Origin of the sequence: Streptomyces sp. NPDC050164 (assembly GCF_044459945.1) — a bacterium.
Classification (GTDB): Bacteria; Actinomycetota; Actinomycetes; order Streptomycetales; family Streptomycetaceae; genus Streptomyces; species Streptomyces coeruleorubidus_A.
In genome coordinates, this window is sequence record NZ_JBITJK010000010.1 from 13,627 (window position 1) to 38,430 (window position 24,804).

Genomic DNA, 24,804 nt, shown 5'->3' on the forward strand with positions numbered 1-24,804 from the left:
ACCCCTGGGCGGGCGCCTACATCTGCTCGAAGTGAAAGGACCGGATGAAGCAGTCTCGCGGCTGGCGGATCGCGAACAGGACGCAGTCGAGCACGGATTGGGCGGTCAGTGGGCCGTCTGCGGTCCGGGAAGCGTGATCCCAGGTGGAGTGGAGCGGGTCACCGTCCGTGAAGTCCGGCGGATAGAGCGAGATGACACGGATACCCTCGGGGCGGAGCCGGTGGGAGAGGATGTCGGCGAAGCCGGCCTGGGCGGCCTTGGCTGCGTAGAACGCGGGGTGTGCCCGGGAGCGGTGGTCTCGGGCTTCCGCGGCGGAGGAGACCACGTTGACCACGTCCGCACCAACAGAGGCGCGCAGCAGCGGCAGGAAGTGTTTGACCGTCAGCAGTGTGCCGGTGGCTCCGGAGGCGATGGTGTCGGTGATCGCGTCGTCATCGGCGTCCCACAGATCGGGGCCTTCCAGGTAGCGGGCACCATTGTTGATCAGCACATCCACGCGGTCGGCGTGGGCAGCGATCCCCTCCGTGAAGGCCCGGACGGAGGCCGGGTCGGCCAGATCGCAGGCGAACGCGTCGACTCTCGCGCCGCTGTCGGTCGCCACCTCATCGGCCACCCTCTGTGCCGCAGCCAGAGCTCGTGCGGACACGAACACGCGCGCACCCAGCCGGCCTGCCAGCAGGGCCAACGCTCGCCCGAACCCACGCCCGGCCCCGGTAATTACCACTGTGCGCCCAGTCAGATCCACAAGCGCACACCTCCTTCTACATAGGGTCTGTCTCTTCGAGCACTATCGGAGCCAGACGAGGAGTGCGTTGGCGGTCACGGTGCAGCTCCTACTCAAGTCCACCGAGGTGGAGGAGTTCCTGAAGATCACCAAGCTTCGCGGACGACAGGACTCCCGCCTGCTCGACCAGGTCCTTCCGAGTCAAGGTGACCAGCCACGTGCAAGGAATGAGGCCGGGGCGGGGGAATGCGACTCGCAGCACGCCTTCAACAGGTAGCCCTTCGGAGGCACCTACTGCCAGCTCAGCGGCCACTCCTCTGAGCTCGGTGCCGGCGGGAGCGACGACCTGCATCGCCCGGAACTCGGACGCTTCCTCCGAGAGCAGTACGACAAGCCGCCGCTCGTCGATATCCGCCCACCAGACTTCGCCACGTTGCACAGGCCCTCCTGACATAGAGCGGCGGGCGAACTCTGCGGTGCGCCCCGGGTCGAACACCTCATTGTCGGCCCCATCCGTGTGGGCTCCGGCCGATCATGAGCAGCGCCAGATAACGACTGCGGCGGCGGTGACAGTGTCGAGGTAGACGTATCCGCGCTTGTCACAGCGGGTGGCCACGGCTCTGAACTGCTTCAGTTTTCCGATGGCCCGCTCCACTGAGCATGTCTGGGCAGGATGCGAGCATCACCTGGCCGTTTTTCAGAGGGTGCCATCACGGTCACCGGGCTGGCGCCAGCGTCGCTCGGGTCAGGGAGTCAGGATGGTCTTGCCGGCCAGCTCTCCGGCGGCAGCCGGGGCGCGGACCGCGGCCGGGTCGGCACGCAGCCGCTCGGCCAGGTCTCCGCCCTCGACCTGGGCGGCCAGCTCGGCGATCCGGGCGAACCGGCCGGCGGCGCGGGCGTGGACCGTGGCCAGGTCGGCCAGTGGCAGCCGCTGGGCCACCTCGATCGCCAGATCTCCGGCGTCGACGCGGGCGACCAGGTCGGCGAGCTGGGTGACGTCGCTGCGCACGAACACGTGCACCGTGCGCACCCCGCGTCCGGCATCCTGCGGGCCGGGAGTGGTGACGCTGACGAAGGCTCCGCCGTCGGCGACCAGGTCCACCAGCTGCGCGTTCTCCTCGGGGCCGGCGGGAGCCAGCTGCAGCACCACGTCGAAGTGCTGCCCGGCGAGCGCCTGCACAACGGGGGTCACGGCGTAGTCGACGATCCGGTCCGCGCCGTAGGAGCGGACACGGTCGCGGCTGCGCGCACTGGCGGTTGCGGTCACGATGGCACCGGCCTGCGCGGCAAGCTGGACGGCGTACCCGCCCACTGCGCTGCCCGCGCCGTTGATCAGGATGTTCTGCCCAGGCTTGAGGTCGGCGTGTTCGAACAGGGCCTGCCATGCCGTCAGCCCGACGAGGGGCAGGGCCGCGGCGTCGGCCAGCTCGACAGTGCGGGGGGCGGTGGCCAGCGCCTCGGCGGATACGGCGACGTATTCGGCGGCCGCGCCGGGCGCGTCCGCCGGCAGCAGCGCGACCACCGCGTCCCCCACCCTCCAGTCGGACACCCCCTCGCCGACCGCGGTAATGACTCCGGCCAGGTCGAGGCCGGGAATGTGCGGGAAGGCCAGGGGGAGCATGTCCTGTCGCAATCCCGCGCGGAGGCCCGAGTCCGCGTCGTTGTACGAGGTGCCGACCACCTGCACCACTACTTGGCCCACACCTGGCACCGGCCGGTCTGCCTCCTCGTAGACGAGGACGTCGCTGCCGCCGTAGGAGTGGTAACGCACTGCCTTCATGATTTCTCCTCTTCGCTCGCTTGTATGGCTCATCGGTTGTCCCCCTGGCGGGTCAGCGGTGAAGGACTCGCGGCTGAAGCGGCCCCACGCCATGCGGCCAGGGCGAGGTAGGCCAGGTCCGCTGCGTTGGAAGGATTGACGTCCGCGGTCGGGGACCGTTGGTGTTCAGCGCAGGGTGAGCGGGGTCGCGGATGTGAGGTGGGACAGCTTCTCGGGGTTGCGGACGTAGTAGAGGCCGGTGATGAGGGCGTCCTGGACACTGATCGCCATGACGCCGTCGATCTCGCCGTCCAGGCGGACGAGAAGTGCCGGGTTGCCGTTGATCGCGGTCGGTTCGGTGGTGATCGTGGCTTCGACCTTGCCGATGCCGCCGGCGAACATACGGGCCACCCGATCGGCGCCAGTGACCGGCCGCAGCGCGGCGTGTTTGATGCCGCCGCCGTCGCTCATCAGGACGACCTCAGGGGCGAGGACCTCAAGGAGGGCGTGCGAGTCCCCGGTTTCGACCGCGCGGTGGAACGATTCCAGGACCGCCTGGCCCTCGTTCGAGGAGACCACCCGGCGGGGGCGGCGGGCTTCGACGTGCCGGCGAGCGCGGTGGGCGATCTGGCGGACGGCCGCGGGGCTCTTGTCGACGGCCTCGGCGATCTCGTCATAGCTGATGTCGAAGGCTTCACGCAGCACGAAGACGGCACGCTCGGTCGGTGACAGCGTCTCGAGGACGAGCATGAGCGCCATCGACACGCTCTCAGCGAGCTCGATGTCCTGGGCCACGTCCGGCGTGGTGAGCAGCGGCTCGGGCAGCCAGGAGCCGACGTACGCCTCCCGCTGGCGCTTGATGGTGCGCAGCCGGTTGAGCGCCTGGCGGGTGGTGATCCGGACGAGGAAGGCGCGCTGGTCGCGTACTTGCCCCCGGTCGGCCTTAACCCACTGCAGCCAGGTCTCCTGGAGGACGTCCTCGGCGTCGGCCGCCGATCCGAGTACCTCGTAGGCGACGGTGAAGATCAGGTTGCGGTGAGCGAGGAATGCCTCGGTCGCCGGGTCGGTGGCGTCGTCGCTCATCTCTCGTCCCTTCTCCTCGTCCTTCGCGGTCGGCCGTGGCGGCCGACCGCGTTCGCGTGCGTCCACAGCAAGATCCTCCCCAGCACCCACCGGTCAGGCTGCCCGGTCGGCTGCGGCCGGTGTCCCGGCGCGGTGGTCGCGCAGCATCTGCTTGCGCTTGGCGACGCCTCCGGGCATGCGGTGCAGCCTGAACGAACCGGGCTTGTGCGCCTCCCCGGCCAGGTGCTTGGGGATGCCCTGGCAAACCATTTCCTTGATCCGGGCGCCGAAGCCATCGTCGATGTACAGCCGCACCGCGACGTCGGACCTGTTGGCGAACTGGTAGATGCCCGCGCTTCGCCCCAGGCTGATGCACTGGGCGTACATCGACTGGTGGAGGTTCTCCGGCTGCTCACCCGCGAGTCGGCTGAGTACGGTGTCGGCGGCCCGCGCGCCCAGCGGAGACGCGTTCAGGCAGCTCATCCGCAGCGGCAGGCCGGACGATGCCGCCGTCCCCGGCCGCGACGATGCGCGCGTCGTCCACGCTCGTCAGCGTCTCGTCCGTGAGCAGGCGGCCCACGGCGTCGGTGCTCAGCCCGCTGCGCGCGGCCAGGTCGGGAACGCCGAAGCCGACGGTCCAGACGGTCACCTCGCTCGGCAGCTCACGGCCGTCAGCGAGCCGTACGGCGTCGCCGGTTCCTGCGTCACCTTCGTGTCCGAGCCGTCGATGACCGTCACACCGAGCGCGGCCAGCCGCTTCGCCACCGAGCGCCGGCCCCGCGTGTGCAGGTACGGGCCGAGAACTCCGCCGCAGACCAGGGTCACCTGGCGGCCCTGTTCCGCCAGTTCGGCGGCGGTCTCGATGCCGGTGGGACCGGCGCCGACCACCGTCACCGGGGCCGTCTCCGGCGTGGCTTCGAGGACGGCACGCAGCCGCTGTGCCTCCTCCAGGGTGGCGATCGGGTACGCGAACTCAGCGCCGGGCACGCCCGGTTCCGCGCTGCCGCTGCCCACGGCGTAGATCAGGTAGTCGTAGTCGAGCGTGGCGTGGGCTGTAAGCGTCACGCTGCGTGCGGCCGCGTCGATCCGCGTCACGCTGTCGACCACCAGCCGGACCCGCTCGGCCAGGACGTCCTCGTACGCGACGACCGCGTCGTCGGACCCGCCCACCAACTGGTGCAGGCGGACCCGGTGGACAAGATCCGGGCGCGGGTTGATCAGCGTCACCGTCACGTCGTCGCGCTGCGTCAGCCGGTTCGCAGCCATCACGCCCGCGTATCCGCCACCGATCACGACCACCTGCGTGTTCCCAGTCATGGCGCCTCCTTCGGTTCCAGGTGTTCGGCCATAAGTCACCGCATAGCCGGTCGCTGTGACAGGGTGTGAAGCAGATCACTTCACTGGGCTCGCCCGGAGCTGTGACCGCAGTGGCTCAACAGGGTGGGTCAGGCGACGGTTTCGAGAGCGGCACGGTGACTCGGCTTGTCCTCTCACCCAACGCGCGGCCGTCAACAACGCCATCAGCCGCCGCGACTACACCCTGGCCGCGATCGCCCTGGAGCAGTGCCCGGCCGAAGGCGGCCGTGACAGCGTCGACGCCAAGAAGCTGGAAAGACTCGCCCTCGCCTGACCACGGGCGGCTGCGGTCAATCCGTCCGCTCCGGGCTCAGGTGATCGCGGTGTAGCGGCCGGTGGCTCTGTCGGGGGTGCCGGTGGCGACGATGGTTCCGCCTGCGACGCCGCCGCCCCGTCCCCATGTCGATGACCTGGTCGGCGTTGGCGACTCTCCCACCCCAGCCAGCGGCATCAGAGCCGACCGCTGCGGAGTCCACGAGGAAGCGGTCCGCGCGCCCGCTTCTGGCCTCGGCGCGGCCCAGTCCCGACGAAGACGCGCCAGCGCTCGCGGGCCTGTCGCCGGCGGTCGCAGTCCGCGCCCCGGACAGCAGCACCCTCGGCGCCGGGCAGCTCCGGCTCGGCAAGTCCCTCCGGCCGCTGCGGCAGCGCTTCCCCGACCGGCGCCAGCAGGAACTCGACGTCACACGGACCGTCGCTGCCATCGCTGAGACGGGCGTGCCCGAGACCGTCACCCGTGCGGTGCGCACCCGCTGGCTGTCCCTGGCCCTCGTGGTTGACGACGGCGTCTCCATGGTCCTCTGGCAGCGGCTCGCCGCCGATGTCCGGGCGCTGATGGAACGTGCCGGGGCCTTCCGAGACGTGCGTGTGTACGGGCTCGACACGCGCAGCGGCACTCCGTCCCTGCGGACCAGCCCGTACCGCCACCGCGGCCGGCTCTTGTCGCCGAAGTCCCTGTGCGACCTGACCGGCAACACCCTCGTCCTAGTCGTCAGCGACGGTGTGGGCGAAGCCTGGCGGGACGGCGGGATGCGCCAGGTGACGGACCGCTGGGGACGTTGCGGTCCCATCGCGATCGTCCAGGCACTGCCGTCCCGGCTCTGGGCGAGCACCGGCATCGGCGCACGGCGCTGGCAGGTCACCACCCATCGCCGCGGCGGCCCCACCCGCGCCTGGCACGTCACCGACCCGGACCTGCCGCCGGACCTGGTCCGCTTCGACTCCGTACCCGTCCCGGTCCTCGCGCCGACCCCTACAGCCGTCGCCGACTGGGCGTGGCTCGTCGCCTCACCCGGCGGCACAGCGCTCCTCCCGCTGTGGGACGCCGGCCGACCCGGCTCCAGCCGGACCGTCGCCGACGCCCGGGACGGCGACGCTGCCGAAGCGGTACTCCGCTTCAGGGAGGCCGCGTCCGCCGAGGCGTATCGGCTCGCGGCCCACGTGGCGGCCGTCGCCCCCGTCACGCCGCCCGTGATGCGCCTGGTGCAGGCCGCCCTCGGGCCGCCGACCGACATCGGCCACCTCATGGAGGTGTTCCTGGGGGGCTTGATGCACGAGCTCGACGCCGACGGGGCGGACCGGCTGCCGCACCACCGGCGGTTCGACTTCACGGACGGCGCCCGGCGCGTTCTCCTCAGCGCCGTCTCCCCGAGGGAACTGCTGCGCACCGCCGAGGCTGTGACGCGGCGCATTGAGGCCGCCGTCGGCCGCGCCCCGGTCTTCCCGGCGTGGGTCGGGCACCCGGACGGCGCGGCCGTCATCGACGACACCGGGCGCTCCTTCGGCTGGCTACGGGAGCAGGTGCTAACGCGGCTCGGCATCCCATCCGCCGATGCAAGGCCGGTGGCACCCATGCCGAAAACGCCCCGTGTCCCCGGGGGTGAGACCGGGGATTCCACCGAGCCCCGGGACTCCGCAGCCGCCGGGACTGATGAGGCGTACGACGACGCGCCGGGTGAGACCCTGCCAGCCGGCTGGGTGGAGCTCCTGCCGGAGGACCCGGTACGGCTCGGTCGATTCCGGCTCCGTGCACGCAGTGCCCACGGTTGGCCGCACCTGACGATGTACCTGGCCGAGGACGAGGACGGCACCGTCGCCACGGTCCGGGCGCCGGTCATGCTGCGTACCCGCGACCCGGGAACCGCGCGGGACCTCGTCCGGACGGAAGCCGAGTGCCTGACGCGGATGCAGGGCGCGCATGCCCCCGCACTCCTCGGTGTGGCGGCGCCCACCACAGGGGAGCTGCCGTGGGTCGCGGCGAGCTGCGTCCACCGCCGCGCAGACGCCCCGTCCTCACCGCCCGCACCGAACCTTCGCGCCGTCCTCGACGAACACGGGGGAACGGTCCCGGAGGAGCTTTTCTTGCGGATCGGGCTGGGCCTGACGGAGGCCGTTGCCCTCGCCCACTCCAGGGGGCTGGTGCACGGCTCGCTCTCACCCCTGGCCGTTCTCGTGACCGACCGCGACGTCCGGCTGGTCGGCTGGGCGACCGCGACGGTCGACGGAGTCGACAGTGCTCACCGCGACGTGCTGCCCCTCAGCGACACCTACCTGAAGGCGGACGACGACGGGCGGTCGCTCACGCCGCAGAGCGATGTGTACGCCGTCGGTGCGCTGCTGCTGGCCTTCCTCTCGGGACGGTGGAGCGACCCCAGGGCCGACAACTCGGGACATGGCCCCTTTACCAACCCCGGGATCGGCCCGGTGCTCCTGCGGGCTCTTTGGCGTTGCTTGGAGCACGACCCCACCCGCAGACCCTCCGCCGCCGACCTGGCCGAGGCGTTCGCCCTTGCGTCCGGAGACCCGACGGCCGACCGAGCGTCTGAGCAGGTCGTCGCTGAGGACGTCCGGCGGATTCGGGATCTGGCGGGACAGGACATCGGCACCTACGGGCTGGAATTCGCCCGTCTTCTCCTGACGTTCTCGAACCAACTGGCCTCCGTGGGGCAGCGGGAGGAGTCGCTCGCTGCGGCCCTGGAGAGCGTGGAGGTGTACCGAGAGCTGCTGTCGGTAGGGGGTAACTCCGCCTCCGTCCCCTTCTCGTCTGGTCTCGCCGAGGCCCTCAGTAGTCTTTCCGTGCGACTGGGCGAAGCCGGCCGGGCAGGGGAGCGTCTCGACGCGGTCTCCGAAGCGGAGACGCTGTACCGGGAGCTGAGGCGCCGGGACTTCGGCGTCTTCGGCGCGGGCCACGCCATGACCTTGAACAACCAGTCCAACCGCCTGGCGGAGGCAGGTCGGTACCGCGAGGCACTCCAGGCTATCGAGGAGGCTGTTCAATGACGATGCGCCCCTCGCTTCCGGCCTCCGGCATGAAGTGAGCATAGTAACCGAGCGTGAACAGCCGGGGAGGAGCGCCTGAGCCATCGTGCCAACGTCACCACGGGCTCCCCGCAGCGTCGAGGTGAGAGGCGCCTTCAGATACAGGCCGGCAGTGGCCACGACCCGCTGGCGCAAGCTCGGGCAGCCCCTCACCTGCAGTCTGTCCCAGAACCAGGACGGGCCACTGTCGCAGCGCACACAGGGCTCAGCCCGGCGCTCCCGAAGCCTGGTGTGCGGAAGGTCCTGGGCGCCGAACTCCTTTGCTGGGCATGCGCGTTGCGCAGTGCCATGGCCTGGAAGAAACGCGGTGCCGATCCGTGTTGCCTCCTGTGACAGACACCATGATTCACAGGGCCTGCGAGGAGATACTGAGCATGACCGAGATCAGTACGGGCGGTGACCTGGTCACTTACATCAATGTCTTCACCGTCGCTCCCGAGAATCAGCAACGTCTCATCGAGCTGCTCCAGTACATGGCGCGGGAGGTGATGCCGAAGCAGCCTGGCTATGTGCAGGCCAATATTCACCGGGGTCTTGAGGGCACTCGAGTGGCCAACTACAACCAGTGGCGTTCGCAGGCGGATCTGGCGGCCGCGCGCGAAGACGCCGACGTGCGGGCGTGCATGGAGCAAGTACTGAAGATCGCGACGCTCGACCTCGCACCGTACGAGGTCGTGTCCGTACACCGGCCGTAGGTTTGTGGCCGGAAGTTTTGCCAGTTTTGTATTCAGGCTGCTGTCTGTTGTGGTCCGCCGCCCCAGCGGAGGTTCTTCTCGCTGCGGATGCGGGCGCGTTCCTTGCGCTGGGCGGCGAGCACGTCGGGGTGGCGGGCGTTGGCGTTGCGCCAGCGCGGGTAGCGGTGCAGGGCTCGGGCGCCCGTGTACGGCGGCCGGCACCGTTCGAACCCCCAGCCACAACAGGTAGGCGGCATCATCGACGCTCCCGCCGAGGCCGACATCGCCTGCTGGGCGGACAAGGGCTACCAGGGCGCAGGCGGCACGGTCCGTCTCCCTTACCGCGGCCGATGGGACAACTTGTCCGCCGGTCAACAGGCCGTCAAGGCGCGGCGAGCTCCACGGCCCGGCCAGCGGTCACCAAAGCCCCTCGACGAGCAACTGCGCGACCTCCCGCGCGCAGCCCCACGACAGCGTCACTCCGGCTCCACCGTGCCCGTAGTTGTGAATCACAGGGATGCCGTCTTCACGGCGGTCGGACTCGACCCGCACCTCGAAGCGCGTCGGTCGGACGTCCACTCGATGCTCGACGACCCGGGCATCAACCAGCCTCGGCTCGACCGCGGCGCAACGCTCGACGATGCCGTGCGCCGCGGCCGCGTCCTCGGACAAGTCACCGTCATAGTCGATCGCGCTACCGCCCAGAACGACTGTGTCCCCGTGCGGATAGAAGTGGACGAGGGCGGACGACGGTCCTGTGAGCTCGGAGAAGAACTCCGTGACGCCCGGATTCTCAACCACCAGCTGATGTACACGGGTTGGCCGCAACGTGAGGTCGCCGGCCAGCGCGGCGGCGCCCATGCCGGCGCAGTTGACGACGGCGGACACACCAGCGAACTCGTCGAGTGAGCAGATCACGCGCTGCTCAAGCCGTCCGCCAAGATCGCGGAAACGGCGCCGCAGATGGCCGAGATAGACCGGCATGTCGACGACCGGGGCGGTGAAGCGGCGACCGGCGAGGAAGCCGTGAGGAAGCTCGGAGGCGTCAGCCTCCCGAAAGTCGGAGACGAGTTCGCTCCACCCTGGTTCCTCGAAGGGTTGCCGGGCCGCCATGATCCCGCTTGCCATGCGGACACCGGCCTTGCCTTCCTCGGCGAGACGCCGGAAGGCATCGAGAGATGTGAGCCCCCATTCCCGGACATCCGCCCAGGGCTCGACAAGGTGCGGACCCCAGATCGCGCCGGCCACGAGTGATGTACGGGCGGGGATCTCCTCGGCGACCAACCGTACGGACAGCCCGGCCTCCAACAGCACGACTCCAGTGGTGAGGCCGGAGACTCCGCCGCCCAGGACGACGATCCCCTCGTTCGTTGGCATGGTCCGACCGTAGCCGTTCGAGCACTCCGCGAGTTCGGCCGCATCCCGTCGCGCTCCGCGGGCCGGTGCTCTGCTCGAGCACCATGTGGCGTGCCGGGGCCCGATGGCAGACGAATCGTTTCGGCAGTCCGGTAAGTCCTCTTTATGACCAAGCGACTACCCATGTGATTACGCCACACGGATGAGACTGGCGTAGGGTGGCCGACCGAATAACCCTCCCATCGCGAACCCGAGTTGCCGGTTGGCTTGCGCTGCGCCGCCAGGTGTCCGAACTGGCTGATCGAGAGGACTTCGATGCCCGATTCCCCGACATTCACAGCGCGCTCGGATGCCGGTCGAACAACGACCGCGGCGGGCCCGGCACGCAACAGACATGCCAGGCGGACAGTCCAGAATCAGCCAGCCGATGCGGTCACCCGGTCCCGCACGGTACGCCTGGCACTGTGGCCCGCTGTCCTCATGGCAGTTCTCGCGGCGGCCCTGATCATCTACGTACTGCTTGCTCAGACCGGCGCCGCCGACGCCGCCACCTGGGGCATGCTCACCGCGGGCGCCGTGCTCGGCACGGGCGTTCTGGTCGGGGCCGTGTTCGCCGGCCGTGCCGAGGCCCGCAGCGCATTGCGGCAGTACGAGGTACTGCGCCGCGCGGTCGCCGCGGGACAGGCGGAACTGCAGGACCTACTGGAGCGACTGGCCCGGGGGGAGAGCGTCGAGCAGCCTTCGTTCACCCATCACTCCCCGCCCGAGGGCGACGTACACGGTCGTCTGGCCTACGAGATCAACGTCTTGCTGTGGCAGACCAAGACGGTCACCGCGCAGGGCGCGCATGCCGCGTCGGCCGCGAAGCCCTCCGAGGACGGCAGGCAGGACAGCAAGGAGAGGGTCGAGGTCTTCGTCAACCTCGCCCGGCGACTGCAGTCCCTTGTGCACCGTGCGATCAGCATGCTCGACCGGCTCGAGAACGAGGTTGAGGACCCGGACCTGCTCAAGGGCCTCTTCCACGTCGACCACCTGGCCACCCGCATCCGGCGGCACGCGGAGAACGTCGCCGTGCTGGGCGGCTCCGTGTCCCGCCGCCAGTGGACCCGCCCGGTGACCCTCACCGAGGTACTGCGTTCATCGATCGCCGAGGTCGAGGACTACTCCCGGGTCAAACTGGTGCCGCCGATCGAGGGGACGGTACGCGGTCACGCCGTCGCCGACGTCATCCACCTGCTCGCCGAACTGGTCGAGAACGCCACGGCCTTCTCGGATCCGCACACCCAGGTACTGCTGCGTTCCCAGCGGGTGGCCGCGGGGCTGGCGGTCGAGGTCGAGGACCGCGGTCTCGGCATGCCGCTGGAGGAGCAGGACCGGTACAACCAGCTGCTCGCCGAGCCGGACCGTATCGACATCGGCAAGCTGCTCGCGGACGGCCGAATCGGTTTGTACGTGGTTTCCGCGCTGGCCCGCCGCCATGGCCTCGCGGTCCGGCTGCAGAACAACATCTTCGGCGGCATCCAGGCCATCTTGATCATTCCGCGCGGCCTGGTCGGTGACGAACCGGACGAGGCATCGCACCAGGCTGCCGACACGTCCCGGCCGGTTCAGGCTGCCGCCGCGCCGCAGCCGGGCACCCAGCCCGTGGGCCCGCCGCCCGCAGCGCAGCCGGCCTCCCGCCCCGTCGCCCCGCCGCCCGCAGCGCAGCCGACCGCCCGCCCCGTCGCCCCGCCGCCCGCAGCGCAGCCGACCGCCCGCCACGTGGCCCCGCCGCCCGCGGCGCAGCCGCTGCCTCAAAACGCGCCAATGCCCGCGGCGTCGCGGCACGCAGGGCCCGTGGAGGCCGCGCAGCCGTACGATCGGGGACCCTCGCGCACCAGCGGGCCGGCCGACGACGAGCGGCCGCCGCTGCCGCAGCGCCACGCGCAGGAGCACCTCGTGCCGCAGCTCCGGGACGCTCCCGGCACGTACAGGGGGAACGAACAAGAGGTGGAGCACGATCCAGGGCTGATGGCCACGTTCCAGCGCGGATTCGGTCTCGCCGAGAACGAACCCGATGACAGTTCCGCTGAAAGCTCTCGCTGACCCGCAGGCTTCACACCACCCCCGAGGAGAAGAACGCCACCGTGAGCGACATGCCTACCGTCCAAAACCAGAATCTCGACTGGCTCCTGACCGGGCTCGTCCAAAGGGTCCCCCACGCCCGCAGCGCCCTGTTGCTGTCCTCGGACGGACTGGCGAAGGCATTCGACGGGCTGGAGACCATCGACGAAGCAGAACATCTGGCGGCCGTGGCGTCCGGTCTGCACTCCCTCGCGCGCAGCGCAGGGATGCGGTTCGCCGACGGTGCGGACGTGCGTCAGGTGGTCGTAGAGCTGGACACCGCACTGCTGTTCGTGTGCGCGGCGGGCTCCGGGGCCTGTCTGGCGGTCCTGGCCGGGCGGGAGGCCGACGCGGCCGTGCTCGGCTACGAGATGGCCAAGCTGGTCAAGAGTGTCCGCACGTATCTCGCCACCCCGGTCCGGCAACAGGCGGCCGCCGCGGCCCATGATCCGAGGCGCTGAGGATGACGGACGCGCAGGACGAGGCGTGGCTCGACGACGAGGCCGGGCGGTTGGTACGCCCGTACACCGTCAGCAACGGGCGCACCCGTCCCTCGGCGCACTTCGACCTGCTCACTCAGGTGGTGGCCACCGGCATCCGGCCGAACGCCTACTTGGGCCCCGACTACGAGCAGGTCCTGGACCTGTGCGGTGTCCCCCTGTCGGTTGCCGAGGTAGCCGCTCACCTGCGGCTGCCGGCCGTCATCACCAAAGTTCTCCTGTCCGACCTCGTGCAGCACGACGCGCTCACCACGCGGGCGCCGCACGTCATGAGGGCGGGCTCCCCAACCGACCGAAATCTCCTGGAGGCGGTGCTGAATGGCCTTCGTAAGCGGCTCTGACCCCTTCCGTACCGCCCTGAAGATCCTCATTGCCGGAGGCTTCGGGGTGGGCAAGACCACCTTCGTAGGAGCAGTCAGCGAGATCGAGCCACTGAGTACCGAGGAACTGCTGACTCAGGTCAGTGCCCGCACAGACAGCCTGGTCGGCATCGAGGACAAGTCGACCACCACCGTGGCGATGGACTTCGGCCGCATCACCCTGGACGATCAACACATCCTGTACCTGTTCGGAACGCCCGGACAGGAGCGGTTCTGGTTCATGTGGGACGAGTTGTCCAACGGGGCTCTGGGCGCCGTGGTCCTCGCCGACACCCGCCGGCTGGATCACTGCTTCGCGGCCGTCGACTTCTTCGAACGTCGCGGCATCGGTTTCGTCGTGGGAGTCAACGAGTTCGACGGCGCCTATCACTACACGCCCGACGAGGTCCGCGCCGCCCTCGCCCTCAAGCCCGACACCCCCGTCGTGATGTGCGACGCGCGGCAGTGCTCCTCCAGCACCGGCGTGTTGATCTCACTCGTACAGCACTTGCTCACCTCGACTCCCGGCGTACCGTCCGCGGAGCTTGACCCGCTGCGCTGACACACGTTCAACGCGGCCGATTGGAGCCTGCATGTCCACCCCGGTTCCCTACAGCCAGTACGACCCGACCTCCCACCTGCTTCTGACTCCCGAGGACAGGGACGCCCCCGCCCGCGTCGCCAGGCTGCGCGAGATCGGCATCGGGGACAGCCCGGTCGAGGAATTCGACGACTTCGCCGCCGACCTGGCGCGCGTCACCAACGCACCGTTCTCGATGGTCAACTTCATCGACGAGAGCCGCCAGTACTTCGCCGGCCTGTACGCGGCCGGCCGGCCCGGGATGGAGCTGCAGCCGGGGCCGCAGGTGGGCCGGGTGATGGCCCGTGACCACGGCTACTGCCCGCACGTCGTCGTACGGCGCAAGGCACTGGTACTGGAGGACGTCTGCGACTATCCGCGGTTCGCCGGGAATCCGGTCGTCGACGAGATCGGCATCCGCTCCTACATGGGTGCGCCGCTGATCGACCAGCAGACCGGGATGTCCCTGGGGACGATCTGCGTCGTGGACACCGACACCCGTCCATGGGGACGGGCGGGTCTGGAGACCATCAAGTCGATGGCGCAGCAACTGACGGAGCGCATCGCCGAAATGGAGCGCAAGGGCGGGATCTGAGCTCGTGTGAGGGGCGGCCTACGACAACCGGGTCCCTTGATTCGTGGTGAGGGAGCCGCGGGCACGACGCTGTGTCGGCGGCTCCCTGCGCGTTTCAGCCCGTGTAGCCGACCGTCTCCAGCGGCAAGGGCTCGGACTGCTCTTCCCGGCGCTGGGCCGGTACCGTCCGCACCAGGTCGGCCAGACGCTCGGACCACTGGCCCTTGGCCTCGCCGAGCGCGATTTCCCCCAGGCGCAGCAGTTGGATGTCGGAGGTGCCGGCGGGTGCGTAGATGTGGTGGGCGTCGCGCAGGTATCGCTCGATCGGGCGATCGGTGAACAGGCCGGCTGCGGCGTGGATGTCCATGCCGTCCTTCGCCGATTCGATGGCTGACTCGACGTTGAGGAACTTGGCGTTCATCAGCTCCGCGTCGCAGGGCTGGCCCTGGTCGAGCAGGTGCACCGCGTGGTAGGCGGCCAGCCTGGCCGTCATGAGCCGGGACTTCAACCTGCCCAGCTTGAGCTTGATGTTGTTGACTGCGCCGAGCGGCGCGCCGTACCGCTCACGCTCGATGCACAGAGCGGTTGTCTCCTCGAAGACGGCCTGGTGAATCCCGAGGGAGACCGCGGTCAGGTTGGGCCGGCCGTAGAGCACGCTGGAGGAGTAGGCGACGGCCAGGCCCTGTCCCTCCGAGCCGAGCAGATTCTCGGCCGGCACCCGGCAGTTGTCGAAGATGAGCTCGCCGAAGCTGAAGCCGTGCAGGCCCATGGCGGGCTGCTGTGGGGCCAGGGAGAAGCCGGGGCGGTCGGCCTCGACGAGGAACGCCGACAGTCCCTTCGATCCCTCTCCCGTGCGGACGACCACGCCGTGCAGGTCCCCGACGTGGCTGTTGCCGACGAAGACCTTGCGGCCGTTGAGAACGTATTCGTCGCCGTCGCGGACGGCGGTGCTGCCCATGCCCAGGACGTGACCGCCGGACTCCGGCTCGGTGACCGCGATCGTGGGCAGGCAGTCGCCCGCGGCGATGCGCGGCAGCCAGGTCTGTTTCTGCCGCTCGTTACCGAAGTGGACGATCTTGGCGACGCCGAGCTGGGAAGCCTGCACCATGGCACCCATGGCCCCACTGACACGGGAGAGTTCCTCGATGATGATCGTCTTGGCCAGATGCCCGGCCCCCATGCCGCCGTACTCCTTGCCGATGGTCACCCCGATCCATCCCTGCCGCGCGATGAGCCGGGACAGCTCGTGGGCCACCCCTCGGGACGCCTCCATCTCCGCTATCCGGGGCCGAACTTTGCGCTCTGCGAACTCACGCACTCGAAGCCGGAGATCCTCATGCCACCTGCTGGTGAAGTAGCGCTCCACAATCTCTCCTGTCTGCTACCCCGTCAGTTCGGAGTCAGAGGTCGTCCGTCGGGCTTCATCGCCTTCTGGCTGACTCGCTCACATATTGTCTACTTGTCGATCCATCTCAGCCAAGATCACCCTACAGGATTGGCCGAAACTGCCGCTCTTGTCTTCCGTCCCCAACTATGCAACGTGATACGCCACTTGTCCGCTCCGCATCACACCCGGATCGAAAACCGCTCAGCCGCGAACAGCATCCACCACACACCGACACGGCCCCACTCACCAGGCGATTGCCCGGCGATTTGACCGCAGCGCACCCTGACCGAACCAGCCACGTCACGCCTGACTGATAAGGACCTGTTCCTGAGCCGCCAGCATGATCCACCGACGCAGATCGGCCATGATCATCCCGAAGCAGCCGGAGGCCACGAGGGGGCACATACACGGAAAGGGCCCCGGCCAGGCAATGCGGGCCAGGTCAGAGCCCAGAGGCAGACGAGTGGGCTGCACACTGGGGACACTTGCGCGATTTGTGAGATCGACCTCCGCGAAGAGAAACCACCAATGAGAAAGGCCACTCGTCCCACCCCGCCGGAGGAACCGCAGAGTGCCACTGCCCCGGTCCCAACCGCCTCAGTCCTCCCAGCCACCCCAGGTAGACCGGCAGCCGTCAGGGCCCGGCGCAGGTCCGTGACACTCGGGGCGCCTTCGGTCGTGCCGTGCAGTTCCTGGGCGAACCCGCGGTCCAGCCGTACGTGACCAGCTCCAGCCTCGGCGGTCACCTGGTGTTCGGCCTGCTCGCCGGCCTGACCTTCGCCGGCATCGCCCAGCTGGCGGCCAGGCGCACCAGCCTCCCCCGCGCCCACCTGGCCTCGCGCACGCACCTACTGCTGTTCCCGTTCGTCAGCGGTGGAGCGATCGGCGCCCTGCGGCTGCGGGTGCCCGAACCGGACCGCCCCGAGCGGACCGCCCGGATCCAGGCCTGCACGACGAACTGGCGCAACGCCGGGACGGCTCCCCTGGTGGTCGTCCCCCGGGAGGAGCCGGCGAGGATGAGCATCGCCGCGTCGGCGGGGACCACTCTCCAGCCGGCTGGAGCCCTGGTCGCGCCCTTGCTTCCGGCTCTCCGCCATGAAGTGAACATCGCAACCGAGGGGTGATCGCCGACGAGGAGTGCTCGAGCCACAGCCCGAGCCGGGCGCGTTTGAGCCACCGGGCCGGGGCCAACCCGGCACGGGCCGGAGGTCTACGAGGCGCGGGCCCGTCCAGGCCCGCCGCCTCCGGCGGCATCCGAAGGAGACACCGCATGACGACCACGGTCAAGGACATGCTCGCCACCTACCCGGCCGACCTCGGTCAGGTCGACCGCGACAAGCTCACCCGCTGCATCGAGGAATGCGTCGCCTGCGCCCAGGCATGTACCGCCTGTGCGGACGCCTGCCTGTCCGAGGGCATGGTCGGCGACCTCACCAAGTGCATCCGCACCGACATGGACTGCGCCGACATCTGCAACACCACGGCATCCGTCCTGTCCCGGCACACCGGCTACGACGCCAACATCACCCGCGCGATCCTCCAGGCGTGCGCCACCGCCTGCAAGGCCTGCGCCGACGAGTGCTCGAGCCACGCCGACCAGCACGAGCACTGCCGCCTGTGCGCCGAAGCCTGCCGCTCCTGCGAGAAGGCCTGCAACGAGCTCCTCCAGGCCCTCGGCTGACCGACCGATCCACCACAGGGGCCGCCGGGCCGGCACCTCGGCGGCGAACATCCCAGGTCACAGGAGTATGCAGTGACGCTTTCGGACGTTGCCTATGTGTGCCTGGGAATGGGGGCGCTCGGGGCCGCCGTCCTGCCCCGGGTGGTCTCCAAGCGGCCGTTCTCCATGCCCATGATCTTCCTGGTCGCGGGCGTCCTCATCCAGCTGCTGCCGGTGTCCGTACCCGCCGTGGATCCCGTGAACGACCGCCTGTGGGTCGAGCACACCACCGAGGTGTGTGTGATCGTGTCGCTGATGGGCGCGGGGCTCGCCATTGACCGGCCCTTCGGCCGTCGCAGGTGGTCCATTACCTGGCGGTTGCTCGGCGTCACCATGCCGTTGACGGTGGTGGCCGTCGCTCTGCTGGCCTGGGGGCTGCTGGACTGGCCTCCCGCCGTCGCCCTGCTGCTGGGTGCGGTGCTGGCGCCCACCGATCCCGTGCTGGCCGGGGAGGTACGGGTGGGAGAGCCGCTCGGTACCGAGCGCGACGAGGACGAGGCACGGTTCGCTCTCACCAGCGAGGCCGGGCTGAACGACGGACTCGCCTTCCCGTTCGTCTACGCGGCCATCGCCCTCGCCACGGCGGCGGGCGCCGGGTGGTCGGCGGAGTGGATCGGCCGCTGGGCACTGACCGACGCGCTGGGCAGGTGCGCCGTCGGGCTGGCCGTCGGTGCGGGCGTCGGCTGGTTGCTGGGATGGATGTTCTTCCGGGCCAGGACGCCGGTGCTGCGGCTCTCCGAGCATATGGAGGGCTTCGTGGCGCTGGCAGCCACCTTCCTGTCCTACGGGATCGCCGAGGTGTTCCATGGATATGGCTTCCTGTCGGTGTTCGTCACCGCCTGCGTCATCCGGGCCGCCGAGCGCAGCCACGGCTACCACAAGGTGCTGCACGAGTTCACGGAGCAGATCGAGCGGCTGCTCACCGCCCTGCTGCTGTTCCTGCTCGGCGGGTACCTCGCCGCCGGCGCCCTGTCCGCCCTGACCCTGAGGGGGGCGGCCGTCGGGGTCCTGGTGCTGCTGGTCGTGCGGCCCCTCACCGGGTGGCTGGCTCAGGTGAAGAGCACAACGGGGCGACTGGAGCGCGCAGTGGTATCGCTGTTCGGTATCCGGGGCATCGGCTCGCTCTTCTACCTGTCGTACGCGCTGGGGCAGAACTCCTTCAGCGGACTGGAGCGCGAACTGTGGGCCGTGGTGGCCTTCACCGTGGTGGTCTCGGTGATGCTGCACGGAGCGATGGCGACCCCGGCCATCCGCCGTCTGTCACACAAAAACGACCTTGCGGAATCCGGGGGGATGCGCACCGGGTAGCACATCGACTCGGTGCAGCCCCCGACCGCGCCCAGCACCGTGCCGCGACTGGCGGTCCTGTTCGCCTGGCTGGAGTACCTGGCCCTCGTCGCCGTGCCGGCCCGGCTCGCGTTTACGAGATGGCGTCTCGCATATTGCTCAAAGCCCGGCCCTCCCCTATCGTGGGGTCACTTCTCGAAAGGACGGGACCAGCATGAGGACAGTCGCCCCGATCGGCGTCCTGCTCGTGTCGTGCGCTGGCCGCCGGACCTACGACGAACCGCTCAGTTACTTCCCGCCCCGGGAGGGACTGCGCCCCGGTACGGCCGCCGGCGAGCCTCAGACCCCCTTCTGAGCGGTCTGAGTGCCGTTCGTCGCCGCGCGACGAGCCCCTGCCGCACCACGAACCTTCGTCATCCGTCGTGTCTTCGCCGACGGAACTTTCATCACCTCTTCGAGGAGTGCATCACCGTGACCACCACTGTCGGCCTCGAGCCGATCTCCGGACCGTCCGCCTGGCGCGGCGACGAGCTGTCCAAGTCCACCGAGTGGATCTACGTCCTCAGCGACGCCGAGCGCGCCGAGCTGGAAGACCTGGGCCGGCGCTTCGTCGCCGACGACCCCGACCTGCGCACCGTCACCGCCGCCGACTACCCGTTCGACGCCTGTCGTGCCCTCAACGACGAGTGCGCCGGCCAGATGGACGCCGGCCGGGGCTTCGTCCTGGTGCGCGGTCTGCGCACCGAGGAGTACGGCGACGCCATGGCCGCCGCCATCTTCTTCATCATGGGCCTGCACCTCGGCCAGCCGATCGGGCAGAACCAGAGGGGCGATCTGCTCGACCACGTGATCGCCACGTCGAACAAGACGATGGCCGACGAGGGCGCGCTGCCCTCCCGCGTGCGGGACCGGCTGCCGTTCCACTCGGACAGCTCCGACGTCGTCGCCCTCATGTGCCTGCGCGGCGCCAAGGAGGGCGGAGCCTCCAGCCTGGTCAGCGGCACCACGATCTACAACGAGATGCTGCGCCTGCGACCGGATCTCGCTCCGCGGCTCTTCGACACCTACCACTGGGACTGGCGGCGCCAGGACCCCGACTCCCCTGAGCTGACGTACACCTCACCGATCATCAGCTACGTCGACGGCGTCTTCAGCACCTACGCCGGCAGCTCGATGATCTTCAGCGCCCAGGAGTACCCCGGCGTTCCCCAACTGACGCCCGACCAGGCCGCGGCGATCGCCCTCTTCGACGAGATCTCGCAGGAACCCGGTCTGCCGATCGACATGGATTTCCAGCCGGGGGATGTGCAGTGGCTTCTCAACTACGCCGCCCTGCACTCGCGCACCAGCTACATCGACCACCCGGAGCCGGAGCGCCGCCGGCACCTGCTGCGTCTGTGGCTCAAGCGCGACGTCGGGCGCCCGCTGGCCCCCAAGTTCGGCAAGCACGTCGTCGAAATGGGTGAGCCGACCACACCGCCGGTACCCGGCGGCCGCTTCCACATCGCCGACGCCGTCACGGTGAACGACGACTGGGGAGTGTGACGCCGTCCCCTCTCGGTGACAGTTGGTCATCTCGTCGGCGTCCGCGGCCGAGCCCTCCGGACGCCGACGAACTCCATGCGAAGAAGTCCCCGCCCAGGTACTGGCGGGCGAACTCCTTGTCGCCGCCACAGCGCCAACTCCGCCAACCGCCCGGGCTACGCCGGCAGCTCGGTCAACAGCCGGCGGTAGATGCGCGCGTAGGCCGTCAGCTGCGCCAACGACAGTTCATCGCGACGCGGATCGTCGACGGCCGGCTTCGCCTGCGGGCCGAGGCGCACGGTGTCAACGCCTCGGGCGCGCAGTACGACGCCGTCGGTGGATCCCGTCCAGCCGGTGACCGGCGGCGGCTGCGCGCCGAACTCGTCGCGCCAGGCCGCCCGGGCGGCCGTCACCACCGGGGCGTCGGCCGCCGTGGCCGCGGCCGGCGCGACGGGCTCGGCCTCCACGTCGACCGCGCAGTCCCGCAGCACCGACTCCGCGCACCGCGCCCGCAGCCGGTCGGCCAGCTCGGCCGCCAGCACGGCCGGCTCGACCCGGTCTCCGGCGACGACGTACAGATCGATCCGCAGCCGGGCCGGCAGCAGGTCCGGCTTGTCCGGCCATCCCCCGCTGATCGCGCCGATGCCGCACGCCCGGCCGGTCTGCCCCACCCGCGGGTCGGCGGCCAGGTAGTCCGCGCGCCAGCGGGCCAGCTCGTCCAGGACGACGCCGGCCTGGGCGACGACTCCCCCGGTCGGCGTGGCGGACTCCGCCATCATCGCCGCCCCGGAGCGGCCGGTCACCCGGACGGTCAGGTAGAGCGCGCCCGGTTCGTGCCACAGCAGCGTGGGCGGGCCGCACTTGGCCACGATCGCCGACCTCGGGAGCGGGTAGGCGTCGGCGTAGGCCTCCAGGCCGGTGGTCCCGCCGGTGCGGCGGTGCGTCCCGGAGCCGGCGAGCAGCAGCCGTCCGGATCCCGCCTCGGCGAACGCGACCAGCGCGGCGGCCGCCGGCCCGCGGGCGACCCCGAGGCCGAAGCCTTCCACCGCGTCGTCGTCCACGGTGAGCGGGCCGACCGGTGCGGCGTTGCCGGTGACGAGCCGGTACGACGCGTCGCCGTCGTCCAGCGACGTGTCGAGGTGGGAATACAGCAACGGCCCGGCCCCGTGGGCGGCGAGAAGGCTGCCGCCCGCGGGGCCGTGCTCCAGTACCTCCCACTCGACGTGCGGCCACCGGTTGGCGCACCAGTCGCGCAACCGGTGGGCCGCCGTCCGCTCCTGACCGCGGGGGGCGGGGGTCGCGTCGAGCAGGTGCAGGACGTCGAGCAGCTCCTGTCTCAAAAACGTCCCCAGTCGTCGGCGGCCGGACGCCACACGTCGATGTTGCGCGGGTCGGCCGGCATCCTGCGGGGCCGGTGCGTCTCGTGCTCCTCCGGCGTGAACACGCGGTGCCTGTCGCACAGTTCGTACCGGGGGCCGAAGCGCGTGTCGTGCAGGTAGAACGCGATCGACGTCGAGGCCGAGTGGTTGACGATGTCGGAGGCGATCGGCGCACCCTTGTACAGCGCGCGGGCGCGCATCCGCATGACGTGGTCGAGGCTCTTCATCGCGAAGCACAGGTGGGCGGTGAAGTGCTCCGTGTTCTTCTGAATCGCGAGGCTGTGGTGGTAGCGGTCCTCGCCGCGGAAGAACGTGGTCGAGCCGACGACGTAGTCGGAGGGCAGGAACCTCAGGACGTTCTGGTAGAAGTCCAGCGTCTCCTCGTACTTCGCGGTGGCGATGAAGGGATGCACCAGGTCGAGGGGCCGGATCTCGATGTGCGGCGGCTCGGCGTACTCCTGGAACTCGGTGAACAGCTCGACGAGGAGGCCGTTGGGGTCCTTCACCGCGAAGCCGTTGTCGCACAGCGCCTGCTGCCGCTCCTGGAGGTCCAGGATGTCGAGGCCGGCGTCGGCGACGCTCTTGCGCAGCTGTTCGAGAACCTCCTCGCTCTCCACGCTGTAGCCGACCGCGGTCGTCCAGCCGTCGGTGCGCTCGGGCGCGTGGATCAACTCGATCGCGTGGTGCTCGATGTCCGCGCGCAGGTAGGCGTACTCGTCCGTACGCTGCTCCAGTTGCAGCCCGACGTGGTACTCGAGGAAGTCGATCGTGGCCTGCATGTCCGGAACCTCGATCCGGGCGTACTCCATGCCGTACGGGCCGTGCGGGCGTGTGCTCACCGGCGGTGTCCTTCCTGGGGCGAGCGACGGACGCTCGGCGTACTCGAACGAGGTGATGGCCTGCCGGTCGATCACCGGTCGCCAGCGCGTGTGCACGAAGCTCTCGTGGGACTCGCTGCCGAGATAGGCGAGCAGATCGTCCTGGCTGTCGAAGTCGACGGCCATCGTGTGGGTGAAGGTCCGGTCGCGGGTGCTGATGTTCTCGCCGAGGACGAAGCCGCGCATGGCCGGGTACCGGTCCGGGAAGGTGCGCAGCTCGGCCAGTACGGACTCCCGCGTGGCCTGGTCGGCTCCGTCGGCGAAACGGAAGGACAGGGTGTGTCGGATCATCGGGTCGCCTTCCGCTCCGGCTAGAGGATGAAGCTGAGCCGGGCGCCTGCCGCCAGCGACTCGTGGCCGAGGATCGAGCGCCGCAACCGGAAACGGAGTCCGTCCTCGGCCGGCACCAGCAGATGGTCGTACCACCCGACGTAGGCGTCGAAGTGCCCGTCGCGGGCGCGGTGCACCACGAACGACGCCGCCACCCGGAAGGAATCTGCCGTGTCTGCCTCGGACAGCCGCACGTTCGACACCAGCCGGTGTGTGCGCGAGTGCGGGTTCTCGGCGTGCGCCTTGCGGGACTTCAGGCGCTTGACCCGTGCGTTCAGCAGGTCCCAGTCGTCGTCGACGAACGATCCGGTCTCGTGCGGGGACCAGCCGGGGCGGTGGTCGGTGGTCGGGATCTCGTAGCGGGCGCCAGGTTCGAAGAGGGCCAGCCAGCCGTCGTAGTCCCAGTGGTCGAGGATGTCCGCCTCGGCGTAGAGGAAGTCCTCCACCTCCTGCCGGGTGACGGTGCGTCCGGCGCACCGCACGGCGCCGCGGTTGACGATCGCGGTCATCGCACATCCCTCCCCGCGAGGAAGGTCGCCGGTCGCTCGCCGTTGACCTCGATGCCGTCGTCGAGCCCTGTGGCTTCGATCCAGTGCCGCCAGAAGCCCCGCATCGCGCCTTCGTCGATGGACCTGCCCTGCACGCCCTTGGCCTCGTCGGCCATGCCGCGCGACATGTCGCTGTAGTCCAGTTCGGGCGCGGCGGTGCCCGCCGTGGCCTGGATGCCGCGCTGGACCGCCTCGTACGCCTCGATGTCGTCCGGTGTCGCGAGTCCGCCCGGGCCGACGAAGCTGACGACGGTCTTCATGCGCAGGGCGCGCGTGTCCGGGTCCTCGTCGCGCGGGACCAGCTGCCAGGCCCGCACGTCGGTCTGGTCGGGCGCCACCGGCTCCAGCTGCCGGATCGACAGACCCTCGATGTCGAACAGCAGCAGGTTCGGGAACACGAACAGGATGTGGCTCTCGTCGGCCACGTAGTGCGCCCGTTTCTCCCCCAGCCGCTGCGTCATCTCGGCCCGGTGGGCCTCGGTGCGGACCCGCTCGTCCTCGCCGAAGCGCGGTTCCCAGATCATGCTGATCCGTCCGCCGTGCCCGGTCAGGACGAGCAGCCCGTGGCCGTTTCCGAGGTTGTAGGCGTACTGGTTGTCGTCGGTGACGGCGTAGCCGCTCTCCCGCAGGTAGCCGACGAACGTGTTGTGCGTCGGCGCGAAGTGGTAGCCGTCCATGGCGTTCTCGACGGCGAGTTTCCAGTTGCCGCGCACGCTGTAGAGCTGTGCGCCGGGCAGGGTGGTCATGCCGCCGGCGTGTTGCTGCTGGATCATCGTCATGTAGTCGGCCGCGTCGCCGAGGTAGTCCAGCAGCGGCGGAACGTCGGGGTCGAAGGAGACGAAGACGAACCCCTCGTGGGTCTCCAGGCGTGGCACGCCACGCAGCCCCATCGACGCCCGGAACTCCTCGCTCGACTCGTACGCCCCGGCGTCGGGGATCGCGGCGACCTCGCCGTTGTTGCGGAACGTCCAGGCGTGGTAGAAGCACTGGAAAAGCCTGGTCGAGCCCTCGTTCTCGCGGCACAGCACGGTGCCGCGGTGCGGGCAGGAGTTCAGGAACGCGTGCACCTCGCCGGCAGTGTCCCGGCAGAAGATCAGCGGGCGGCCGCCGAGCGTGCGGACCTTGAAGTCGTTGGGGTTGGGGATCTCGGTCTCGTGCCCGAGGTAGAGCCAGGTGTGCATCCACACCCAGCCGCGTTCCCGGGCGAAGATCTCCGCGCTGCGGTAGGCCTCGCGGTTGACCCGGAAGGTGAGCTGGTCCCAGTCCTCGACGATCATCGGCGCTGGGACGGTCCGGGGATTGCTTCCCATGGGGAGTTTGCCTCTCACAAGTCCCGACCCGAGTGGCGTGCTGTGAGACGCCATCTCGTATGTCGCATCAGACTCCCCC

The 24,804-nt window shown here is 69.7% G+C and carries 22 protein-coding genes and 3 pseudogenes; 13 read left to right on the forward strand and 12 right to left on the reverse strand.

The window, feature by feature from the left end; all coding sequences use genetic code 11:
• Nucleotides 1-16: 16 nt before the first annotated feature.
• From ACIBNA_RS16510 to ACIBNA_RS16530, 5 genes and pseudogenes are all read right to left on the reverse strand, one after another.
• A complete protein-coding gene (locus ACIBNA_RS16510; protein WP_399165899.1) occupies nt 17-745 on the reverse strand; it encodes an SDR family oxidoreductase in 729 nt (242 codons plus the stop codon).
• An 88-nt stretch (nt 746-833) separates the two neighbouring features.
• Nucleotides 834-1,163 carry a type II toxin-antitoxin system PemK/MazF family toxin gene (locus tag ACIBNA_RS16515; protein ID WP_399165900.1) on the reverse strand — a complete coding sequence of 110 codons (330 nt, stop codon included), beginning with the start codon at nt 1,161-1,163 and terminating at the stop codon, nt 834-836.
• Between the two features lie 306 nt (nt 1,164-1,469).
• Entirely contained in the window at nt 1,470-2,504 is a 1,035-nt protein-coding gene (locus tag ACIBNA_RS16520) for an NADP-dependent oxidoreductase (RefSeq protein ID WP_399165901.1), read from the reverse strand.
• Nucleotides 2,505-2,669: 165 nt separating this feature from the next.
• Entirely contained in the window at nt 2,670-3,566 is an 897-nt protein-coding gene (locus ACIBNA_RS16525; protein ID WP_399165902.1) for an RNA polymerase sigma-70 factor, read from the reverse strand.
• Nucleotides 3,567-3,659: 93 nt separating this feature from the next.
• Nucleotides 3,660-4,862: pseudogene (locus tag ACIBNA_RS16530) on the reverse strand (NAD(P)/FAD-dependent oxidoreductase).
• A 438-nt stretch (nt 4,863-5,300) separates the two neighbouring features.
• Between ACIBNA_RS16530 and ACIBNA_RS16535 the strand changes: the two are divergent.
• Together ACIBNA_RS16535 and ACIBNA_RS16540 are read left to right on the forward strand one after the other, a co-directional pair.
• Nucleotides 5,301-8,177 (forward strand): SAV_2336 N-terminal domain-related protein, encoded by a 2,877-nt coding sequence (locus tag ACIBNA_RS16535; RefSeq protein WP_399165903.1) that lies wholly within the window; start codon nt 5,301-5,303, stop codon nt 8,175-8,177.
• Nucleotides 8,178-8,590: 413 nt separating this feature from the next.
• Nucleotides 8,591-8,911: an antibiotic biosynthesis monooxygenase family protein gene (locus ACIBNA_RS16540; protein WP_399165904.1), complete on the forward strand. Its 321-nt coding sequence runs from the start codon at nt 8,591-8,593 to the stop codon at nt 8,909-8,911.
• A 32-nt stretch (nt 8,912-8,943) separates the two neighbouring features.
• Here ACIBNA_RS16540 and ACIBNA_RS16545 read toward each other — a convergent pair.
• A pseudogene (locus ACIBNA_RS16545) lies at nt 8,944-9,087 on the reverse strand (IS630 family transposase); the annotation flags it as partial.
• A 55-nt stretch (nt 9,088-9,142) separates the two neighbouring features.
• Here ACIBNA_RS16545 and ACIBNA_RS16550 point away from each other — a divergent pair.
• Nucleotides 9,143-9,289: pseudogene (locus ACIBNA_RS16550) on the forward strand (IS5/IS1182 family transposase); the annotation flags it as partial.
• Nucleotides 9,290-9,307: 18 nt separating this feature from the next.
• Here the strand turns inward: ACIBNA_RS16550 and ACIBNA_RS16555 are convergent.
• On the reverse strand, nt 9,308-10,267 hold the full coding sequence (locus ACIBNA_RS16555) for an FAD-dependent oxidoreductase (protein ID WP_399165905.1): 960 nt from the start codon (nt 10,265-10,267) through the stop codon (nt 9,308-9,310).
• Between the two features lie 459 nt (nt 10,268-10,726).
• Here ACIBNA_RS16555 and ACIBNA_RS16560 point away from each other — a divergent pair, with 459 nt between their 5' ends.
• Genes ACIBNA_RS16560 through ACIBNA_RS16580 form a run of 5 tightly spaced genes read left to right on the forward strand, consistent with a single transcriptional unit; the run spans nt 10,727 to nt 14,383 of the window.
• Nucleotides 10,727-12,331 carry a sensor histidine kinase gene (locus ACIBNA_RS16560; RefSeq protein ID WP_399165906.1) on the forward strand — a complete coding sequence of 535 codons (1,605 nt, stop codon included), beginning with the start codon at nt 10,727-10,729 and terminating at the stop codon, nt 12,329-12,331.
• 50 nt (nt 12,332-12,381) lie between these two features.
• Nucleotides 12,382-12,810 (forward strand): roadblock/LC7 domain-containing protein, encoded by a 429-nt coding sequence (locus tag ACIBNA_RS16565; protein WP_399165907.1) that lies wholly within the window; start codon nt 12,382-12,384, stop codon nt 12,808-12,810.
• A 2-nt stretch (nt 12,811-12,812) separates the two neighbouring features.
• Nucleotides 12,813-13,190 (forward strand): DUF742 domain-containing protein, encoded by a 378-nt coding sequence (locus ACIBNA_RS16570; RefSeq protein ID WP_399165908.1) that lies wholly within the window; start codon nt 12,813-12,815, stop codon nt 13,188-13,190.
• On the forward strand, nt 13,168-13,770 hold the full coding sequence (locus ACIBNA_RS16575) for a GTP-binding protein (protein ID WP_399165909.1): 603 nt from the start codon (nt 13,168-13,170) through the stop codon (nt 13,768-13,770). The genes ACIBNA_RS16570 and ACIBNA_RS16575 overlap by 23 nt, the downstream gene beginning before the upstream one ends.
• A gap of 31 nt (nt 13,771-13,801) precedes the next feature.
• Complete coding sequence (locus ACIBNA_RS16580; RefSeq protein WP_399165910.1) at nt 13,802-14,383, forward strand: GAF domain-containing protein; 582 nt, start codon at nt 13,802-13,804, stop codon at nt 14,381-14,383.
• Nucleotides 14,384-14,477: 94 nt separating this feature from the next.
• Here the strand turns inward: ACIBNA_RS16580 and ACIBNA_RS16585 are convergent, their stop codons facing one another.
• Nucleotides 14,478-15,728 carry an acyl-CoA dehydrogenase family protein gene (locus tag ACIBNA_RS16585; RefSeq protein WP_399165911.1) on the reverse strand — a complete coding sequence of 417 codons (1,251 nt, stop codon included), beginning with the start codon at nt 15,726-15,728 and terminating at the stop codon, nt 14,478-14,480.
• Nucleotides 15,729-16,432: 704 nt separating this feature from the next.
• Between ACIBNA_RS16585 and ACIBNA_RS16590 the strand changes: the two genes are divergently transcribed.
• The 5 genes from ACIBNA_RS16590 (at nt 16,433) to ACIBNA_RS16610 (ending at nt 20,301) form a co-directional block, all read left to right on the forward strand.
• Entirely contained in the window at nt 16,433-16,873 is a 441-nt protein-coding gene (locus ACIBNA_RS16590) for a hypothetical protein (RefSeq protein ID WP_399165912.1), read from the forward strand.
• A gap of 146 nt (nt 16,874-17,019) precedes the next feature.
• Nucleotides 17,020-17,430, forward strand: coding sequence for a four-helix bundle copper-binding protein (locus ACIBNA_RS16595; protein ID WP_399165913.1), 411 nt, complete (start codon nt 17,020-17,022; stop codon nt 17,428-17,430).
• A gap of 72 nt (nt 17,431-17,502) precedes the next feature.
• Entirely contained in the window at nt 17,503-18,777 is a 1,275-nt protein-coding gene (locus ACIBNA_RS16600) for a cation:proton antiporter (RefSeq protein WP_399165914.1), read from the forward strand.
• Between the two features lie 193 nt (nt 18,778-18,970).
• Nucleotides 18,971-19,111 carry a hypothetical protein gene (locus ACIBNA_RS16605; protein WP_399165915.1) on the forward strand — a complete coding sequence of 47 codons (141 nt, stop codon included), beginning with the start codon at nt 18,971-18,973 and terminating at the stop codon, nt 19,109-19,111.
• Nucleotides 19,112-19,227: 116 nt separating this feature from the next.
• Nucleotides 19,228-20,301: a TauD/TfdA family dioxygenase gene (locus ACIBNA_RS16610; RefSeq protein WP_399165916.1), complete on the forward strand. Its 1,074-nt coding sequence runs from the start codon at nt 19,228-19,230 to the stop codon at nt 20,299-20,301.
• Between the two features lie 155 nt (nt 20,302-20,456).
• Here the strand turns inward: ACIBNA_RS16610 and ACIBNA_RS16615 are convergent, their stop codons facing one another.
• Genes ACIBNA_RS16615 through ACIBNA_RS16630 form a run of 4 tightly spaced genes read right to left on the reverse strand, consistent with a single transcriptional unit; the run spans nt 20,457 to nt 24,725 of the window.
• Nucleotides 20,457-21,620, reverse strand: coding sequence for a M20/M25/M40 family metallo-hydrolase (locus tag ACIBNA_RS16615; RefSeq protein ID WP_399165917.1), 1,164 nt, complete (start codon nt 21,618-21,620; stop codon nt 20,457-20,459).
• Nucleotides 21,617-22,828, reverse strand: coding sequence for a Dabb family protein (locus ACIBNA_RS16620; protein ID WP_399165918.1), 1,212 nt, complete (start codon nt 22,826-22,828; stop codon nt 21,617-21,619). The genes ACIBNA_RS16615 and ACIBNA_RS16620 overlap by 4 nt, the downstream gene beginning before the upstream one ends.
• 20 nt (nt 22,829-22,848) lie before the next feature.
• Nucleotides 22,849-23,376: an aromatic-ring-hydroxylating dioxygenase subunit beta gene (locus ACIBNA_RS16625; RefSeq protein ID WP_399165919.1), complete on the reverse strand. Its 528-nt coding sequence runs from the start codon at nt 23,374-23,376 to the stop codon at nt 22,849-22,851.
• Nucleotides 23,373-24,725: an SRPBCC family protein gene (locus ACIBNA_RS16630; RefSeq protein WP_399165920.1), complete on the reverse strand. Its 1,353-nt coding sequence runs from the start codon at nt 24,723-24,725 to the stop codon at nt 23,373-23,375. Before ACIBNA_RS16630 ends, ACIBNA_RS16625 begins: the two co-directional genes overlap by 4 nt.
• Between the last annotated feature and the right edge of the window lie 79 nt (nt 24,726-24,804).

Excerpts from the sequence above, each read along its gene's own strand:
- ACIBNA_RS16555 (WP_399165905.1), bottom strand. The coding sequence starts at position 10,267 with ATGCCAACGAACGAGGGGATCGTCGTCCTGGGCGGCGGAGTCTCCGGC.
- ACIBNA_RS16535 (WP_399165903.1), top strand. The coding sequence starts at position 5,301 with ATGTCGATGACCTGGTCGGCGTTGGCGACTCTCCCACCCCAGCCAGCG.
- ACIBNA_RS16620 (WP_399165918.1), bottom strand. The coding sequence starts at position 22,828 with ATGATCCGACACACCCTGTCCTTCCGTTTCGCCGACGGAGCCGACCAG.
- ACIBNA_RS16625 (WP_399165919.1), bottom strand. The coding sequence starts at position 23,376 with ATGACCGCGATCGTCAACCGCGGCGCCGTGCGGTGCGCCGGACGCACC.
- ACIBNA_RS16520 (WP_399165901.1), bottom strand. The coding sequence starts at position 2,504 with ATGAAGGCAGTGCGTTACCACTCCTACGGCGGCAGCGACGTCCTCGTC.
- ACIBNA_RS16605 (WP_399165915.1), top strand. The coding sequence starts at position 18,971 with ATGAGGACAGTCGCCCCGATCGGCGTCCTGCTCGTGTCGTGCGCTGGC.
- ACIBNA_RS16595 (WP_399165913.1), top strand. The coding sequence starts at position 17,020 with ATGACGACCACGGTCAAGGACATGCTCGCCACCTACCCGGCCGACCTC.
- ACIBNA_RS16570 (WP_399165908.1), top strand. The coding sequence starts at position 12,813 with ATGACGGACGCGCAGGACGAGGCGTGGCTCGACGACGAGGCCGGGCGG.
- ACIBNA_RS16540 (WP_399165904.1), top strand. The coding sequence starts at position 8,591 with ATGACCGAGATCAGTACGGGCGGTGACCTGGTCACTTACATCAATGTC.
- ACIBNA_RS16575 (WP_399165909.1), top strand. The coding sequence starts at position 13,168 with ATGGCCTTCGTAAGCGGCTCTGACCCCTTCCGTACCGCCCTGAAGATC.
- ACIBNA_RS16580 (WP_399165910.1), top strand. The coding sequence starts at position 13,802 with ATGTCCACCCCGGTTCCCTACAGCCAGTACGACCCGACCTCCCACCTG.
- ACIBNA_RS16560 (WP_399165906.1), top strand. The coding sequence starts at position 10,727 with ATGGCAGTTCTCGCGGCGGCCCTGATCATCTACGTACTGCTTGCTCAG.
- ACIBNA_RS16630 (WP_399165920.1), bottom strand. The coding sequence starts at position 24,725 with ATGGGAAGCAATCCCCGGACCGTCCCAGCGCCGATGATCGTCGAGGAC.
- ACIBNA_RS16565 (WP_399165907.1), top strand. The coding sequence starts at position 12,382 with ATGCCTACCGTCCAAAACCAGAATCTCGACTGGCTCCTGACCGGGCTC.
- ACIBNA_RS16525 (WP_399165902.1), bottom strand. The coding sequence starts at position 3,566 with ATGAGCGACGACGCCACCGACCCGGCGACCGAGGCATTCCTCGCTCAC.